Origin of the sequence: Streptomyces sp. NBC_01428, assembly GCF_036231965.1 — a bacterium.
Lineage (GTDB): Bacteria > Actinomycetota > Actinomycetes > Streptomycetales > Streptomycetaceae > Streptomyces.
In genome coordinates, this window is the sequence record NZ_CP109499.1 from 737494 (window position 1) to 754381 (window position 16888).

General features: G+C 70.9%; 17 protein-coding genes. 6 read left to right on the forward strand and 11 right to left on the reverse strand.

The genetic code is table 11. The features are described from left to right. Nucleotides 1-85: 85 nt before the first annotated feature. Nucleotides 86-604: a DUF6328 family protein gene (locus OG406_RS03160; RefSeq protein WP_329183798.1), complete on the reverse strand. Its 519-nt coding sequence runs from the start codon at nt 602-604 to the stop codon at nt 86-88. A gap of 283 nt (nt 605-887) precedes the next feature. Here OG406_RS03160 and OG406_RS03165 point away from each other — a divergent pair, with 283 nt between their 5' ends. Continuing rightward, complete coding sequence (locus tag OG406_RS03165; RefSeq protein ID WP_267049627.1) at nt 888-2195, forward strand: ATP-grasp domain-containing protein; 1308 nt, start codon at nt 888-890, stop codon at nt 2193-2195. Nucleotides 2196-2266: 71 nt separating this feature from the next. Continuing rightward, nucleotides 2267-4354, forward strand: coding sequence for a CocE/NonD family hydrolase (locus tag OG406_RS03170; protein WP_267049626.1), 2088 nt, complete (start codon nt 2267-2269; stop codon nt 4352-4354). 174 nt (nt 4355-4528) lie between these two features. Here OG406_RS03170 and OG406_RS03175 read toward each other — a convergent pair whose 3' ends face one another. From OG406_RS03175 to OG406_RS03195, 5 genes are all read right to left on the reverse strand, one after another. Then, nucleotides 4529-5023 carry a DUF3618 domain-containing protein gene (locus OG406_RS03175; RefSeq protein WP_329183803.1) on the reverse strand — a complete coding sequence of 165 codons (495 nt, stop codon included), beginning with the start codon at nt 5021-5023 and terminating at the stop codon, nt 4529-4531. Then, nucleotides 5020-5391 carry a phage holin family protein gene (locus OG406_RS03180; protein ID WP_266852201.1) on the reverse strand — a complete coding sequence of 124 codons (372 nt, stop codon included), beginning with the start codon at nt 5389-5391 and terminating at the stop codon, nt 5020-5022. Before OG406_RS03180 ends, OG406_RS03175 begins: the two co-directional genes overlap by 4 nt. 215 nt (nt 5392-5606) lie before the next feature. Beyond that, complete coding sequence (locus OG406_RS03185) at nt 5607-6278, reverse strand: HAD family hydrolase (protein WP_329183804.1); 672 nt, start codon at nt 6276-6278, stop codon at nt 5607-5609. Between the two features lie 48 nt (nt 6279-6326). Further along, nucleotides 6327-7292 (reverse strand): LLM class F420-dependent oxidoreductase, encoded by a 966-nt coding sequence (locus OG406_RS03190; RefSeq protein WP_329183806.1) that lies wholly within the window; start codon nt 7290-7292, stop codon nt 6327-6329. Between the two features lie 124 nt (nt 7293-7416). Next, nucleotides 7417-7761 carry a hypothetical protein gene (locus OG406_RS03195; protein WP_266618993.1) on the reverse strand — a complete coding sequence of 115 codons (345 nt, stop codon included), beginning with the start codon at nt 7759-7761 and terminating at the stop codon, nt 7417-7419. Between the two features lie 392 nt (nt 7762-8153). On the opposite strand from OG406_RS03195, the gene OG406_RS03200 reads away from it, so the two are divergent. The 4 genes from OG406_RS03200 to OG406_RS03215 all read left to right on the forward strand — a co-directional run bounded on the left by OG406_RS03200 (nt 8154) and on the right by OG406_RS03215 (nt 11467). Beyond that, the gene (locus OG406_RS03200) at nt 8154-9362 is read left to right on the forward strand and encodes a PP2C family protein-serine/threonine phosphatase (protein ID WP_443067045.1); all 1209 of its coding nucleotides are present in this window, start codon (nt 8154-8156) and stop codon (nt 9360-9362) included. 251 nt (nt 9363-9613) lie between these two features. Further along, entirely contained in the window at nt 9614-10282 is a 669-nt protein-coding gene (locus tag OG406_RS03205; RefSeq protein WP_267049624.1) for a HemK2/MTQ2 family protein methyltransferase, read from the forward strand. After that, the gene (locus OG406_RS03210; protein WP_081224545.1) at nt 10266-10475 is read left to right on the forward strand and encodes a CDGSH iron-sulfur domain-containing protein; all 210 of its coding nucleotides are present in this window, start codon (nt 10266-10268) and stop codon (nt 10473-10475) included. The genes OG406_RS03205 and OG406_RS03210 overlap by 17 nt, the downstream gene beginning before the upstream one ends. Further along, entirely contained in the window at nt 10472-11467 is a 996-nt protein-coding gene (locus tag OG406_RS03215; protein ID WP_329183810.1) for an iron-containing redox enzyme family protein, read from the forward strand. The genes OG406_RS03210 and OG406_RS03215 overlap by 4 nt, the downstream gene beginning before the upstream one ends. A 17-nt stretch (nt 11468-11484) precedes the next feature. Here OG406_RS03215 and OG406_RS03220 read toward each other — a convergent pair whose 3' ends face one another. The 5 genes from OG406_RS03220 to OG406_RS03240 form a co-directional block, all read right to left on the reverse strand. Beyond that, a complete protein-coding gene (locus OG406_RS03220) occupies nt 11485-13212 on the reverse strand; it encodes a thiamine pyrophosphate-dependent enzyme (protein ID WP_329183812.1) in 1728 nt (575 codons plus the stop codon). Between the two features lie 48 nt (nt 13213-13260). After that, nucleotides 13261-14844, reverse strand: coding sequence for an FMN-binding glutamate synthase family protein (locus OG406_RS03225; RefSeq protein ID WP_404122113.1), 1584 nt, complete (start codon nt 14842-14844; stop codon nt 13261-13263). A gap of 72 nt (nt 14845-14916) precedes the next feature. Beyond that, nucleotides 14917-15258, reverse strand: a complete 342-nt coding sequence (locus OG406_RS03230; protein ID WP_443067046.1) for an ANTAR domain-containing protein — start codon at nt 15256-15258, stop codon at nt 14917-14919. Nucleotides 15259-15367: 109 nt separating this feature from the next. Beyond that, the gene (locus OG406_RS03235) at nt 15368-15760 is read right to left on the reverse strand and encodes a helix-turn-helix transcriptional regulator (protein WP_267049621.1); all 393 of its coding nucleotides are present in this window, start codon (nt 15758-15760) and stop codon (nt 15368-15370) included. A 182-nt stretch (nt 15761-15942) separates the two neighbouring features. Next, the gene (locus OG406_RS03240) at nt 15943-16833 is read right to left on the reverse strand and encodes an NAD(P)H-binding protein (RefSeq protein ID WP_329183815.1); all 891 of its coding nucleotides are present in this window, start codon (nt 16831-16833) and stop codon (nt 15943-15945) included. Nucleotides 16834-16888 lie beyond the last annotated feature (55 nt).

Consider the following 16888-nt stretch of genomic DNA (forward strand, 5'->3'; position numbering starts at 1 on the left):
ATGCGCCGGCTCCAGGCCTCTCCGGTGAGACTCCGCCTGCGCCGCGGCGCAGGACGCCCGCGAGGCGTCCTGCACTGACGGTCCGTCAATCCTTCTGGCGGGCTTCCTTGTCCGCCGACTTGCTCATCCGCAGGGCCAGCGGGATGACGAGCCACCACAGGATGTAGAGCGCGGCGACGCCCGCGACGATCCAGGGGACGTAGCCGTCGTCGTGCGTGGCCGTGCGCAGCACCAGCAGGAGGGAGGACACCATCGTGAGCAGCAGCAAGGACAGGCCGAGGAGCGTCATGCGGGAGGCCCAGACCACTGCCTGCGGCTTGACGAGGCGGCCGGACACGATCCGGTGGAACGCCACGGGGCCGATCATGGCCCCTGTGGCGGTGGCTCCGAGGACGATCGTGACCATGTAGAGCGTCTGGTCCTGGTCCGAGAGCTGCCGGTAGGTCGGCTGGAACACCACGGTCAGCAGGAAGCCGAAGAGGATCTGCACTCCGGTCTGCGCCACGCGGATCTCCTGCAGCAGGTCTCCCCACTTGCGGTCGGCGCGCTCCTGAGCCGATTCGTCCCGCCCGTCGTCCGGTCTGTCGTCCCGCTTCTCGCTCATCGTTCCCCTCTTCTTGTTGCCCCGCCCGTGCGCGTCTTCCGGCGACCCTGCCCGCTCGGGTCATCCCCGGGCGGCCATGCGCACAGATCTTCGAGTACCCCGAGCGTGCCGCCGCTCACCAGGCCGCCGGGATGTCCGTCCCTACGGGCCACGCCCCGGGCCGCGTCCGGCTCAGCGGACGTGATCAGCGCCTCAGAACACCCCCACCCATGGATCCTCCGCATGGGCGAGATCTCCATGGGTACCCCGAGGCCTTCACGAACCGCCTGCTGAGAGGAACCACGTGCCGAAGAAGAACATATTCGTGATCGGTCTGGACGAGGCGAACCTGCCCACCCTGAACGAGGTGCCGAACGCGAGGGAGCTGACGTTCCATCCGCTGCTGACCATCGAGGAGTTGCAGGGCGGTGAGGTCTCGGTGGCCGAACTGCTGGCGAAGGCGGAGAAGCTGCTCGACGCGTTCGACGGGACGATCGACGCGATCGTCGGCTACTGGGACTTCCCCGTCAGCACCCTCGTGCCCATGCTCGCCGAGCGGTACGGCACGCGCAGCACCAGCCTGGAATCGGTGGTCAAGTGTGAGCACAAGTACTGGAGCAGGCTCGAACAGGAGAAGGTGACCGACCGGCACCCGCGCTTCGGCCGGGTCGACCTGAGCGCCGAGAAGCCGTCCCCTCCGGAGGGCATGAACTTCCCGATGTGGCTGAAGCCCGCGCTCTCCTACTCGTCGGAACTCGCCTTCGGCGTGGACGACATGACCGAGTTCGAGGAGGCGGTGGCGGACATCCGCGACGGCATATCGCGGGTCGGCCGCCCCTTCGAGTACGTACTCGATCGCCTCGCGCTTCCGCCGGAGATGGACGGGGTCGGTGGCGAGGTGTGTCTCGCCGAGGAGGAGATGTCGGGCATCCAGGTGGCGGTCGAGGGCTACGTCGACCACGGTGAGGTCACCGTCTACGGCGCGCTGGACTCGATCAACTACCCCGGCTCCTCCTGCTTCCTGCGCCATCAGTACCCCTCGACGCTCCCCGAGCCCGCGATCAAGGAACTGCACGACGTCACGCGGCGCGTGATGGAGCAGATCGGCATGGAGGCGGCGACCTTCAGCGTCGAGTACTTCTACGACCCGCACACCGGCCGGATCAGTCTCCTGGAGATCAACCCGCGTCACTCGCAGTCGCACGCCGAGCTCTTCCAGTACGTGGACGGCGTGCCCAACCACCACTGCATGGTCAGCCTGGCCCTCGGCCGCGACCCCCGGATGCCCCACCGGGCCGGCCACTACGCCATGGCCGCGAAGTGGTACCACCGCTGGTTCGCCGACGGCGTCGTGCACAACGTCCCCACCCCGGACGACCTGCGCCGCATCGAGCGGGAGATACCGGGTACGCGCATCGACATCGTGCCCTCGGAAGGCTCGCGCCTGTCGGACCTGCCGGGTCAGGACAGCTACAGCTACGAGCTGGCCCACATCTTCACGGGTGGCGACACCGAGGAGGAACTCCGGGAGAAGTACGACCGATGCGTGGCCGCTCTCGGGCTGACGTTCGACGAGACGGCACCGGGCGGCCGTGACGAGAAGAACGGCTGACCGTCGGCCGCGGTCACCGCGACCGGCCCGACGAGCCCCGGGCACGGCGAGGAAAGGAGCAACACCAGCACATGCGTTTTGTGACCCAGCTGCCGTATGCGACCAAGGAAGAGGAGCACGTCGCCATCCCCATGTCCGACGGTGTGGAGCTGTCGGCGCGGATCTGGCGCCCCACCTCCTCGGACAGCGAACCGGTGCCGGCGGTGCTCGAGTACATCCCGTACCGCAAGCGCGACCTCAGCGCCGTACGCGACTCGATCCACCACCCGTACATCGCGGGCCACGGCTACGCCTGCGTCCGCGTGGACATCCGCGGCACGGGCGAGTCCGAGGGGGTGCTGAGGGACGAGTACCTGGAGCAGGAGCAGCAGGACGCCGAGGAGGTGCTCGCCTGGCTGGCGGAACAGCCCTGGTGCGACGGCGGCACGGGCATGATGGGCATCTCGTGGGGCGCCTTCGCCGCGCTTCAGGTCGCGGCACGGCAGCCGCCGAGCCTGCGCGGCATCGTCATCGCGTCGTTCACCGACGACCGGCACGCGGACGACATGCACTACATGGGCGGTGCCCTGCTCTCGGACAACCTGGCCGAGGCCGGCACGATGTTCGCGTACGGCACCTGCCCGCCCGACCCGGCGATCGTCGGGGACCGCTGGCGCGCAATGTGGCACGAGCGGATGGAGCACACCCGTCCGTGGGTGCTCGAATGGCTGCGCCACCAGCGCCGTGACGACTACTGGCGGCACGCGTCGGTCTGCGAGGACTACGGGGCGGTCCGCTGCCCGGTCCTCGCCTCCAGCGGTTGGGCCGACGGGTACTCGAACGCGGTGACCCGTCTGCTGGGCAACCTGGACGTGCCGCGCAAGGGTCTGATCGGCCCCTGGTCCCACAAGTTCCCCCACCTGGGCGAGCCGGGACCGGCCATCGGCTACCTCCAGGAGGTCGTCCGCTGGTGGGACCACTGGCTCAAGGGCGTGGACAACGGCGTGATGGACGGCCCGATGCTGCGCACCTGGATGCAGGAGAGCGTGCCGCCGTCCACGTCGTACGAGGAACGGCCCGGCCGCTGGGTCGGCGAGCCCACCTGGCCGTCACCGCACATCCGGGAGGTCACGCACCCGCTCGCGCCCCATCGCATCGGCCGCCCCCTCGAAAGCTACGAGAACGGCGAGAGCCGCGCGACGGGCGAGTCCGGTGCGGTCGGCGAGCCGGGCGGAGGTGTCGAGCCCCCACCGGTGACCGTGCAGTCCCCGCTCTCGGTGGGCCAGTTCGCGGGCAAGTGGGCTTCCTACAACGCGCCGCCCGACCTGCCGTACGACCAGCGTGAGGAGGACGGCGGTTCACTCGTCTTCGACAGCGACCCGCTGACCGAACGGCTGGAGATCCTCGGATCCCCCACCGTCGAACTCGACCTCACGATCAGCGAACCCGTCGGCATGGTGGCGGCGCGACTGTCCGACGTGAGTCCCGACGGAAGCGCCACCCGTGTCTCCTACGGCATCCTGAACCTCACCCGGCTCGGCGGCACGGACACGCCCGAGCCCGTCGAGCCCGGGCGCCGCTACCGGGCGAAGGTCCAGCTCAACGGTGTCGGCCAGGCGTTTCCGCCCGGTCACCGGATCCGGCTGTCGCTGTCGACCTCGTACTGGCCCATGGCCTGGCCGCCGCCGAAGCCGGCCCTGCTCAGCGTGTACGCGCACGCCAGCACCCTGAGTCTGCCGGTGCGGCCGACGGACGAACCCGACGAGATGCCGGTCAGTCCGTTCGGCGAACCCGAGGGGGCGCCGCCGATCACGTCGACCCAGCTGTCACCGCGGGAGGAACGCTGGGAGGTCAAGCGCGATCTCGTCGGCTACAACGCCGAGTTGGAGATCGTGAAGGACCGCGGCCTGGTCCGTATCGATGACATCGGTCTCGACGTCGGTCTGCGTGCCGAGGAGCGGTACCGGTCCGTGGCCGAGGACTTCACCTCGGTCAGCGGCGAGTCCGCGTGGACCATGAGGTTCCGCCGGGACGAGTGGGACATCCGTGTGGAGACCCGCACCCGACTCACCTCGGACGCCGGCGAGTTCTTCGTCGACGCGACCCTCGACGGCTATGAGGGCGACAAGCGCGTGTTCTCCCGGACGTGGAACGAACAGGTGCCGAGGGATCTGCTCTAGCCCGACGGAGCGCCGAGTCCGGCGCCCGGGGCGGCCGTCGAGCCACCCCGGGCGCCGGACCGCGTACGTGCGCGCTCGGCCGTTGGCGTTGGACCCGCGTCCGAGATCTCCCACCGACGAAGAAGTCCCCCTGCCCACGCGGGCAGGGGGACTTCCATACGTCCGAAGGCGTGGTCACGCCTTCTTGCGGCGGATCACCAGCCAGGCGAGGGTCGCCGCACCGGCCACACTGATCAGCAGCTTGCGGTTGTCGCGGGCGACGCGTACGCCCTCGGCGGCCTGCTGGCGGACCGGCTCGGGGGCCTTCTCGTCCCAGACGCGGCCGGCCTTCGCGGCCGTGTCCCGGGCCGTGTCGCGAACCTGTACGGCGGCCTGTGCCGCCTTGTCCTTGACGGGGTCCGGGAGCTTGTCCTGCACCTTGTCCTGGACGGAGTGAGCGGCCAGGACCGCCTTGTCCTTCAGCTCGGCCGCCTTGGCCGCGGCCTGTTCGGCGACCTCCCCGCCCTTCTCCTTGGCCTGGGCGCCCTTCTCCTTGGCCCGGGCCTTCACGTCGGCCTTGTCGGCGAGCGCCTGGACGGTGTCCCCGAGTTCGGCGCGGGTCTGCTCGACCTGTTCGCGCAGTTCCTCGGGAGTGGCGGCGGTCTGCTCGCCGTCGTAGGGCTTGCTCATCGGTGGGCACTCCTCTTGATCTCGGCCACGTCGGCCTTCACGTTCTCGATCGCCTGTTCAGGCTTGGGCGGTGCCGCCCGGTGGACCTGCTTCTTGCCGCTGAGGGCCAGCACCGCGGCGACGACGCCCAGCACCGCCGTGACGATCAGCGCCGCGGCCCACACCGGCAGCGGAACGGCGAGGGCGGCGATCGCCGTGACCACCAGGGCCTCCAGCGTCAGGAAGCCGACCACTCCGGCGCCGCCGAACAGGCCACCGCTCTTGCCGTAGCGCCTGCCCTTCTCCTGCATCTCCGCCTGCGCCAGGCGCAGTTCGCCCCGCACCAGTTCGGTCAGCTGCTGCGAGGCCTGCTGCACCAGCTCACCCACCTGACGCGACCCGGACTCCCGTGTCTGCTCGTCGATTCCCTCGACCTGCGGCCGCGCACTCGACACGGCGATCGCCTCCTGCCCGTTTCCTCGGCCATGACCCGAACACCTCGTGGTGTTCCGGCACTCGGTCTGAAAGCGGGTACCCCGATCCGGGCATTTCAGGAGCCCGATCCCCCGTCATTCACGATCCGCCCCCATTCCCCGCCGCGCGGTCACTCCCGGTCGGCGAAGACGCTGGTGTCGAGGCGGTCGAGGAGGTCGGCCACGTCCCGGTAGACGGCACGGGCACCGGCCTCCTCCAGATCCGCCCGCGGGATTCCGCCGGACAGGACCGCGACAGGGATCGTGCCGTCCTCTGCGGCGGCTTTCATGTCCCAGACGGTGTCGCCGACGAACACGGCCCGGTCGCTCGGCACTCCGGCCAGTTCCCTGGCCTGGGCGACGGGGTCGGGCGCCGGTTTGCCCTCGTCGACGTCGTCCGCGCTGGCCGCCCCGAGGATGACGTCGTCGGCCCCGATCGCCCCCCGCAGCGCCGCGAGTTCCGCGCCGCTCGCCGAGGTCGCGAGGACGATCTCCCAGCCCCGTCCGGCCAGCGCGCGCAGCAGTTCGCGCGCCGAGTCGAGGGCGGGCAGCCGGTCGAAGTACGTGGCGTAGAGGGCGTGGTGGGCGGCGACGAACTGGTCGTCCTGCCCGGTGTCACGGTCCTTTCCGAGCAGGTGCTCGATCAGGTCGCCGCTGCCGAGTCCGACGGCCCGGTGGATCTCGCGCATCGGCACGCGGTGACCGCCCTGCCGGAACGCCTCCCACCACGTCACCACGTGGAGGTGGTTGGTGTCGACGAGCGTCCCGTCGACGTCGAAGATCGCGGCGCGTTTCGTGCTCATCGCAGGTGCCCTCGCCCTCTCACTGGTGTGCCGTTCCCGGTTCGTCGCTCACAGGTGCCGCAGGGCGGGGAGCAGTTTCCGCTCGGCCCATTCCAGGTACGGCTCCTGCTGGTCGCCGCCGATCTGGACGAGCGCGACCTCGGTGAACCCCGCCTCGACGTAGGGCCGTACCGCTTCCACGACCGCCTCGACGTCGTCGCCGCAGGGGATGGACTCGGCCACGTCCTCGGGCCGTACGAACTGGGTGGCGCCCGCGAACGCGGTGGGGCCGGGCAGTTCGGAGTTGACCGGCCAGCCGCTGCCGAACCAGCGGAACTGGTCGTGGGCGCGGGCGACGGCCGCGTCGCGGTCGGTGTCGTAACAGATGGGCAGCTGGCCGACCTTGGGCTTGCCCGCGCCGCCGTGGTTCTCGAATGCGGAGATCAGCTCGGGCTTCGGCTCGGTGGCGATCACCAAGTCCGCGAGGTGACCGGCCAGTTCGCAGGAGCGGTCTCCGGAGACGGCGACCCCGATCGGCGGGGGCGCGTCGGGCAGGTCCCAGAGTTTGGCGTTCTCGACGTCGAAGTGGGCGCCGTGGTGGTTGACGCTCCCGCCGGCGAAGAGCGCGCGGATGATCTCCACCGCCTCCTCCAGCATCTCCAGCCGGACATGGGCGGCGGGCCACCCTCCGCCCACCACATGCTCGTTGAGGTTCTCGCCGGAGCCGAGGCCGAGGCGGAAGCGCCCTTCGGAGAGGAGCTGCACGGTGGCGGCCTTCTGCGCGACGACCGCCGGGTGGTAGCGGGTCGTCGGGCACGTCACGTACGTCATCAGCGGAATGCGCTCGGTGGCCTGCGCCGCGGCGCCGAGAACGCTCCACGCGCACGAGGCGTGTCCCTGGGAGTCCAGCCAGGGGAAGTAGTGGTCGGAGATGACGGAGAAGTCGAAGCCGGCGCGCTCGGCGCCGACCACGTGGCCGACGAGCTCACGCGGCCCCGCCTGTTCCGTCATCATCGTGTACCCGATCTGCACCATGCCGCTCTCCTCCTCGTGGTGGGGCGTGTCTGAGGGCGGGTGCCGCATGCCTGTCGCGGGGCGGACCGGACGCCCGCCCCCGCCCCGTGTCGCCGTCGCGTGGACGGGTCCGCGCGCCGTCCCGCTAGCGCTTGGTCCCGAGCCGCAGGTCGACCTCCTTCTCCTGGTCCCCGGAGGCCGAGCCCTGCTCCTGCACGGCGAACGAGCCGCCCAGTGCTTCACAGAGCCGGTCGACGGCGACGTAACCGCCCTGGAGCGTGGCCGCCACGCTGCCCTCCAGAGGGGTGGGCCCGGTGGGGATGCGCTCCTCGGTCGGATCGAACTCGGCGGTCCACACGGCGTGCTGCTCGCCGGGCCGCTCCTGGAGTGCGTCCTCCGCGGGGCGGTCGGTGGGGAACGCCGTCCGCAGGACGCCGAAGACGGTGGCTGCGTCCTCCTTGGACGCTCCGGTGAGGGACACGGTGACCATGAGGGTCACTCTCCTTTCTGCTCGGGTACGGCTCTGCCGGGGCGGGTGAGGTGTGGCGCGTGGGCAGGCCCGCACGCCTGGTCCGCCGTCACCCGTTCGGCGGCGTCACGGCACGGCTCCAGGCCGGGGCCGCCTCTCCCAGCGTCGCCCGCCCAGGCACGGAATGCGCGTTCACGATGTTCTCGGCGTTCACGGCGTTCTCGCTTCCTCGGAAGGGCAGGGGACGGCTGGGCGCCCGGCGCGAGTACCCCGCAGGGGGACGAGCATGTCGTCGATCACCGGTCGGCCCCGGGCCGCCGGTCGACGAGAGCGCCGCTCACGCCGGACCCCGGGGCCCGGCGTGCCCGGCCCGCCAGGCACACCGGGTCACCTGGTGTTTGACTGCTGATGCCATGACGAGCGCGTCGAGGGGAGATCCGGTGTCGGCCCCGGACGACGACATACTGCTGCTGGAGGACGTCCTGTCCGAGCCGGGTGTCGGGGCCCGGGACTTCGCGGCCGTGGTCAACCGCTGCGCCGCCGCGCTGGGAGTGCACCAGATCGTGGTGTACCTCGCGGACCTCCAGCAGCGCCATTTGATGCCGCTGACGGAGATCTCGACGCCCCTCGACATCGACGCCTGCCTCGCGGGCTGGGCCTACCGCACCCTCTCCCTGCGCGTCGAGGAGTCCCCGACGGGCGAGGTCATGATCTGGCTGCCGCTCGTGGACGGCACGGAGCGGCTGGGCGTGATGTGCGTGCACTCCGACGCGGTGGACGCGGCGACCCTGCGCCGCAGCCGCTCGATCGCGGCCCTGCTGGCGATGATGGTGACCTCGAAGCGCGCCTACAAGGAGACCTTCGTCCAGCGCACGCGGACGGAGACCATGCAGCTGCCCGCCGAGATGCTGCGGGCCTATCTGCCGCCCCGGACCATCGGCAACGCGGACGTCGTCTCGACCGCCGTTCTGGAACCCGCCTACGAGGTGGGGGGCGACGCCTTCGACCACGCGCTGACCGCCACGACCCTGCACGCCGCCATGCTCGACTCGATGGGTCACGACCTCGCTTCGGGGCTGACGAGCGTGGTCACGCTGGCGGCGTGCCGCAACGCCCGCCGCACGGGCGCCGACCTGCCCGAGCTCGTCTCCTGCGTCGACGAGGCCCTCGCCCACTGGCTGCCGGATCAGTTCTGCACGGGCGTGCTCCTCCAGCTGGACCTGACGACCGGCGCACTCCGGTGGATCAACTGCGGGCATCCGCCGCCGCTGCTCATCCGGAACCAGCGCCTGGTGGACGGCGCGTTGGCCGTCGAGGCGGACCCGCCCATGGGTGCGCCCGCGACGTTGCTCGACGCCCCGCGCAGGGTGCACGAGATCTCCCTCGAACCGGGGGACCGGGTGCTGCTGTACACGGACGGGGTGACCGAGGCGCGTATGCAGGACGGTTCGCTCTTCGGCCTCGACCGGTTCGCCGACTCGGTCATCCGGGCGACGGCCGGAGGGGAACTGGCTCCCGAGACGCTGCGCCGCCTCATCCACCGGCTCCTCGACTCGGAGCACAGCAAGCTGCGGGACGACGCGACCATCCTGATGGTGGAGTGGAAGCCCGCCTCGGCCTAGACCGGCACAAAACCAGCCTTCCCGGCGATCCACCGATAAAATGATGAAGCCGACTTCACCCCTGGTGTCGGCGACTCCTGTGTGGCGTGCGATACCGGCGCCACACAGGACTTCCCCCAGAACCAGCCCCCCGCGCCCCACGCCGAGACGGACGGCCACGGAGATCGCGTGTAGGCCTCCCCGGGTGGGGCACTCGCACAAAGAGTCGCATTTATACCCTTTTGCATCATCATGCGATCCGGAGATGGCCCATGGGAACACCCGGACACAGCACGCTTCTGACACCGCCCGGCGTCTACGCCCCGCAGGACGACACGGAACTCCTTCTGCGCGCGCTCGCACGGGAGCGCGTCGACCCCTCCACCCAGGTGCTCGACCTGGGCACCGGCAGCGGCGCCCTCGCCCTGCGGGCCGCCGGACTCGGGGCCCGGGTGACCGCCGTCGACATCGCCTGGCGTGCCGTGCTCACGACGCGCCTCAACGCGCTCATCGCCCGCAGGCGGGTCACCGTCCGCCGGGGCGACCTCACCGCCGCGGTGCGCGGCCGGACGTACGACCTGGTGATCAGCAATCCGCCGTACGTGCCGTCACCCGACGGCCGGCTGCCCCGCCACTCCCCCGCGCGGGCCTGGGACGCCGGACCCGACGGCCGCGCGTTCGTGGACCGCGTCTGCGACGAGGCGCCCACGGCGCTGCGCACCGGAGGCGTGCTCCTGCTCGTCCATTCGGCCCTCTGCGGGACCCCTGCGACCCTGCGGAGGCTCGCCGACGCCGGGTTCGACGCCTCCGTCACCGACCGTGCCGTCATCCCGTTCGGGCCCGTGCTGAGCACCCGCCGGGGGTGGCTGCGCCACCAGGGGCTGCTGACCGGCGACGACAACCGGGAAGAGCTGGTGGTCATCCGTGCCCAGCACGCCTGAGCGGCCGCGCCGCGTCACCGTGGACCGGGAAGGACCAGTCCTCGTCGAGGGGCCGGTCGAGGTGGTCGACGAGGACGGCACGGTCCACACCTCGTGCCGCTTCCGCACGGCGATCTGCACCTGCCGCCGCAGCCGTATCCCTCCGTGGTGCGACACCAGTCACCGCCGCCGGCCGAAGCGGGAGACGCCGTGAAGGGCCCCTGGCTCCCGGCCGCACGCGGCGACCTGTCGGGGCCGCTCCTGTCGACCCTGCGCTACGGCACCCCGCTCCCGGCGCCCGACGGGCTGGAGGAGGCGGACCCCTACGGCGACGACCTGCAGCTCACCCTCTACACGCTGTACGAACTTCACTACCGCGGCTTCGCCGAGGTGCCCGACGAGCGGGAGTGGGACCCCGGACTGCTGGCCCTGCGCCGGTCGTTGGAACTCCGGTTCCTCCAGGCGCTGCGCAGCGCGGTGCCCGTCGACCACAGCGCCGACGGCGCGCTCGACGAGTTGCTGGAGGAACCGGTGGGCCACGACGACACGAGCGTCAGCCACCACCTCCAACGCGACGGCGAACTCTGGCAGTTCCAGGAGTACGCGGCCCTGCGCTCGCTCTACCACCTCAAGGAGGCCGACCCGCACGCATGGGTCATCCCCCGTCTGCAGGGCCGCGCGAAGGCCGCCATGGTGGCGGTGGAGTACGACGAGTTCGGCGCCGGCCGCGAAGAGGACGTCCACGCCCGGCTGTTCGCGGAGCTCATGGCGGACCTCGGTCTGCGCACAGAGTACGGGCACTACCTGGACGCCGCTCCGGCCGAGGCGCTCGCCACCGTGAACCTCATGTCCCTGCTGGGTCTGCACCGGGCCCTGCGGGGCGCCCTGGTCGGCCATTTCGCCGCCGTGGAGACGACCTCCTCCCCCGGATCGAGACGTCTGGCCACCGCCCTGCGCAGGATGGGGGCGGGCCACGCGGCCCAGCGCTTCTACGACGAACACGTCGAGGCCGACGCCGTGCACGAACAGGTCGTACGCCACGACGTCGTCGGCGGTCTCTTGGAGGACGAACCCGAACTCGAACCCGACGTCGCGTTCGGTGTGCGGGTCACCGGTCTCCTCGAAGACCGGCTCGCCGCGCACCTGCTGGCCTCCTGGCGGGACCGGCGCAGCGCGTTGCGCGTCCCGCTCGACGCCGCCGCGTGACGTCGGCCCCGAGGCGGTCAGTTCTCGCGGCTCGACAGGACTTCCTTGACCTTGGCGATGGCGAAGCCCCAGCCCTGCGACACGGTCGGCTTGCCGGGTACCGCCACCTCCTCCGGGTTGGTCAGCACGTCCAGCACGACCGGTCCGGGAGTGTCGAACGCGCGGCGCACGCTGTCGTGGAGGTCGGCCGGGTCGGTGACCCGGATGCCGGTCAGGCCGAGGGCCGTGGCGACGGCGGCGAAGTCGGGGTTGTCCAGTTCGGTGCCGAACTCGGGCAGTCCCGCCTGCTCCTGCTCCAGCTTGACCATGCCGAGCCGCCGGTTGTCGAACACGACCAGCTTCACCGGGAGCCGGTACGTCTTGATCGTCATGAGGTCGCCCAGCAGCATGCTGAGGCCTCCGTCGCCGCAGAAGGCGACGATCTGGCGGTCCGGTGCCCAGAGTTGGGCGCCGAGGGCCTGCGGCATGGCGTTGGCCATGGAGCCGAGGTTGTAGGAGCCGATCAGGCGCCGGGTGCCGGTCATGGTGACGAAGCGGGAGAGCCAGACGGTGGCCATTCCGGTGTCCGAGGTGAACACGGCGTCCTGGTCGGCGTACTGGTCGACCGCGGCGGCGAGTGCCTCGGGGCGGATCTCGTGGTCGCGGTTGTCCAGGGCAGCGCGCAGTTTTCCGGTCCAGCGGCGTTCGTGGTCGGGTTCGGCCAGCCTCTGCTGGCCCTCCTGCCACTGCGTGAACCGGTTCCGGGCGTCGTCGAGATGGGAACGGTCGGACGAGCCCTTCAGCAGGGGGAGCAGGCCGCGCAGTGTCGCGCCGACGTCACCGGCGAGGCCCACGTCCACGGGGACCCGCCGCCCGAGGTGGTCCTCCCGGGCGTCGATCTGTACGACCTTGCAGTCCTTCGGATACCAGTCGCGGTACGGGAAGTCGGTGCCCAGCATGAGGAGCGCGTCGCCGTGGTCGAGGGCGTGCGCGGCGGCGGGGTTGCCGATGAGGCCCGTCTGGCCGACCTGGTAGGCGTTGTCGCCCTCGAAGCCCTCCTTCGCCTTCAGGGTCAGCACCATCGGGGCGGAGAGCAGTTCGGCGGCGCCGAGCACCTCGGCGCGGGCGTCGCGGGCGCCGCGGCCGACGAGCAGGGTGACGCGGGAGGCGCTGTTCAGGAGGTCGGCTGCCTCGGCGAGCGCGGGGTCGTCGGGGCGGGTGACGGCGCGGTCCAGGGCGAAGCGGGTCGGCCGGTCCTCCGCGAGTTCCTGGTCGCCGAGGTCACCGGGGACGGTGAGGACGGCGACGCCGCCCTGGCTGAACGCGGCGCGCACGGCCGATTCGAGCATGCGGGGCATCTGGTCGGGCGAGGTGACGGTGGCGCGGTAGACGGCGACGTCGCGGAAGAGGAGGTCGTTGTCGACCTCCTGGAAGTACTCGCTGCCGATCTCGGCGAGCGGGACCTGACCGCAGATCGCGAGGACGGGGGTCCGGCTCTTGGCCGCGTCGTAGAGTCCGTTGAGGAGATGGACCGAGCCCGGTCCGACGGTTCCCATGCAGACGCCGAGCGTGCCCGAGAGCTGCGACTGGGCCCCCGCGGCGAAGGCCGCGGCCTCTTCGTGCCGGCAGCCGACCCAGTCCACCTCGTCCGTGGTGCGGATGGCGTCGGTCAGGGGGTTCAGGGCGTCCCCGACGACCCCGAAGACGTGCCGGACGCCCAGTTCCTTGAGTGCGTCGACGATCACACGGGCGACGGTACGTGTCACGGGAATGCCCTTCGGTCGGGTACGGCCCCCTGGGTGGCGGGGGAGGTTTCAGTGCGTGAAGCGGTCCGGGTGGGCCGCTTTCCAGTCGAGTGCCCAGCTGTCGGGGACCGATGCGAGGAGTTGTCCGGGTGTGAGCCATTCATGGAGTTCGGCGTAGGAGCGGACGGTGTGCGGATCGACCCGCTGCACCAGCATGTGGGGGCGCAGTCCGTGCGGCTCGTCGACACCCATCGCGGCCATGATCTGCAGGGCGCTCTTCACCGTCGCCTCCTGGTAGCGCTGGACGCGCCGGGACTTGTCCTCGACGTCGACGGCCCGTCCGCGGCGTTCGTCCTGGGTGGCGACGCCGACCGGGCATGTGTTGGTGTGGCAGCGCTGTGCCTGGATGCATCCGATCGCGAACATCATGGCGCGGGCGGCGTTGGTGTAGTCGGCGCCCTGGGCCAGGCGTTTCACGAGGTCGCTGCCGGTGGCGACCTTGCCGCTGGCGCCGACCTTGACGCGGTCGCGCAGTCCGACGCCGACGAGGGCGTTGTGGACGGTCATCAGACCTTCGCCGAGCGGCAGTCCGACGTTGTCCGCGAACTCCAGCGGCGCCGCGCCGGTGCCGCCCTCGGCACCGTCGACGATGATGAAGTCGGGGGTGACACCCTCCTCCAGCATGGCCTTGCAGACGGCGAGGAACTCCCGGCGCGAGCCGACGCACAGCTTGAATCCGACCGGCTTTCCGCCGGCGAGTTCCCGCATGCGGCCCAGGAAGCGCACCAGTTCACGCGGGGTGCTGTAGACGCGGTGGAAGGGCGGCGAGGTCACCGTCTGTCCCCGCGGCACTCCCCGGACCTCGGCGATCTCGGCGTTCACCTTGGCGCCGGGCAGGACACCGCCGATGCCCGGTTTGGCTCCCTGGCTGATCTTCAGTGACACACACTTGACCTGCTCGTGCGCGGCCTTCTCGGCGAACTTCCGCTCGTCGAAGCCTCCGTCGTCCGTGCGGCAGCCGAAGTAGCCCGTGCCGATCTCCCAGACGAGGTCTCCGCCGGGACGCAGGTGGTACGCGGACAGGCCGCCCTCACCGGTGTCGTGGGCGAAACCGCCGAGCCGGGCACCGGTGTTGAGAGCGAGGACCGCGTTGGCCGACAGGGAGCCGAAGCTCATCGCCGAGACGTTGAGGAGCGCCATGTCGTACGGCTGGGTGCAGTCGGGTCCGCCGATCCGGACGCGGGGCACGTCCTCGGGCACCGGGCAGGGGGCCATCGACGGGGTGAGGTACTCGCTGCCGGTCCGGTAGAGGTCGAGTTCGGTGCCGAACGGCTCCTCGGCCGCGGTCCCCTTGGCACGCTCGTAGACGATGCTGCGGGTGTCGCGGTCGAAGGGCCGGCCGTCGAAGTTCCGCTCGATAAAGTACTGCTGGAGTTCCGGGCGGAGCGCCTCCAGCGCGAAGCGGAGATGTCCGAGGACCGGATAGTTCCGCAGCACCGAGTGCCGCCGCTGGACGAGGTCGTGGACGGCCACCGCCGAGACGAGGAGCAGCGGGCCCGCCGCGCACGCGTACCAGGGCGAGACGAGGACGGCGGCGACGAGGGCGCCCGCTGTCAGCAGGGTGAGCAGGACGACGAGACGTATCTTCAGCACGACGTCCGTCTGTCCCCGAGCGCGCTCCCCAAAGCCCGTTCCGGGAACCGGCTGCTTTTCTTACCCTGCGTCTTACCTTTCGTCCCCCGGCATGGCCTCGAGCCGGAGCTGACGCTCGAGCTCGCCCCGGATCTCGGACGGCAGCTCGCCCGTGCGGGCCCAGTCGACGATCAGCTCGGCGACATGGCGCAGCTTGATGTTGGTGTTCTGCGAGATCGCCCGCACCGCGTCCCAGCCCTCGTCGGGGGTCAGTTGCCCGACGGCGAGGACGACGCCGATGGCCTGGTCGACGACGGCATGGGAGCGCACCGCCTGCTTGAGCTGGAGGTTCTCGCCCTCCAAGCGGGTCACCGCGGCCGCCGAGGTTTCGGCGGGCCGCGGGGTCTGCTCGGTCGTGTCCGTGTCGGACGTCAACGTCGCCTCCGAAGTCTTGGGAGTCCGGCGCCAGTTCACTTGGTTCTCTTGTCCACAAATCCCGGCACCGTGCACCCGACTTCGGGAGTCGGACGTGGTGCCGGCTGGTTCAGTCGCCGGCGGGGGGTGCCGGTGTCGTGATCGGTGCGCTGTCGCGGTGCGCGTGGGCTTCCTGCGCGTCCGCGGGGGTACCGCTGTGTCCGTTGTCGTCCTGGGCCATCAGCGCGAGCAGGTCGGCGACGGTCGGACCGGAGTCCGCCGGGTGACGGAGGGAGGTCCCCTCCTCGATCCGGTACTCGTTCGAGCGGCCGTGCCGGGTGTGCGTGAGATAGCCCCCCTCCTCCAGGTCCGCGATGATCTTTCCGACGGCCCGCTCCGTGAGCCGGCAGCGCGCGGCGATGTCACGGATGCGGGTGCCGCTGTCTTCGGCGATGGCGCCCAGCACGCGCGCGTGATTGGTCAGGAACGTCCATCCGGTGTGCGACTCGGGTACTTCACGCATCTCCATATGTTAGACACATGATTCCGGCATGGCAAAGGGTGAATTCCAGTTCCTGTGTCCGAGGCTCGACGCGGGCGGGCGAACGCGCCGGCCGAGCGCCCTGCCCTCCGAAGAACACGAACGCCCCCGCGGATCGCCGGGGCGACGCGGGGGCGTGAGTGTGCCGGACCGGTGGTCCGTGTTCAGGCGAGGACGGCCGGCTTGAGGACCTCCTCGCACCACTGCGTGAACGTGGTGGGGGTCGCGGTGTCCGGAGTGCGGGGGACGCCGGCGTCGAGTCCCTCGTCCTTGGCGCGCATCATGTCCACCATGCCGTGGACGAACGCGTCGCCTAGGCCGTGGCCGGAGAGGGTGCTGCCGAGTTCGTCGAGCGACTGGCGCTCGTAGCGCACCGGCCGCCCGAGCACCTCGGACATGATCCGGGCCATGTCGTTCGCCGACAGGTCCTCGGGGCCCAGGACCGGTACGCTGCCGACCCCGGTCCAGGAGCGGTCTAGGAGCAGTCCCGCGGCGACGGCGGCGATGTCCCGGGTGGCGGCCGACGGCGCCGTGCGGCCGGGATCGACGGTGTCGGTGAACACCCCCTTCTCCCTGATGGCGTCGACCTGGCGCAGCAGGTTGTCCATGAACGACGGGTTCGCCAGGGCCCGGTAGGCCACGCCGGTTCCGGCGACGAGGTCGTCCATGGCCAGGGATGCGGTGACGAGTCCGGCCCGGTCCGCTGCGGGGGTGCCTCGGCCGAGGGCCGAGACCCCGACGACGTGGCCGACTCCGTGGTCGGTGAAGGCCCGCGCGGCGGCTTCGGTGAATCCGGAGAAGGCGGCTTCGAGACTCTTGGCCCGCGGGTCGGGCGGGACGATCCAGAGGACGGCGTCCGCTCCGGTGAAGGCGTGGTCGACCACGGCCGGGTCACCGTGCGAGCCGACGACGACGTCGACCCGTTCGCGGACGGATGCGGAGAGCTTGCCGGGGTCGCGCACGACGACCCGCAGATCCTCCCCGTTCGCGTCGCGGAGGAGGGTGCCGAGGGCCTGACTGCCGATGTCGCCCGTGGGCGTCGTGATGACGATCATGGCTCCAGCCTGCGCGCGGGCCGGGCGGGCGTCCAATACCTCTCGACGGACATTG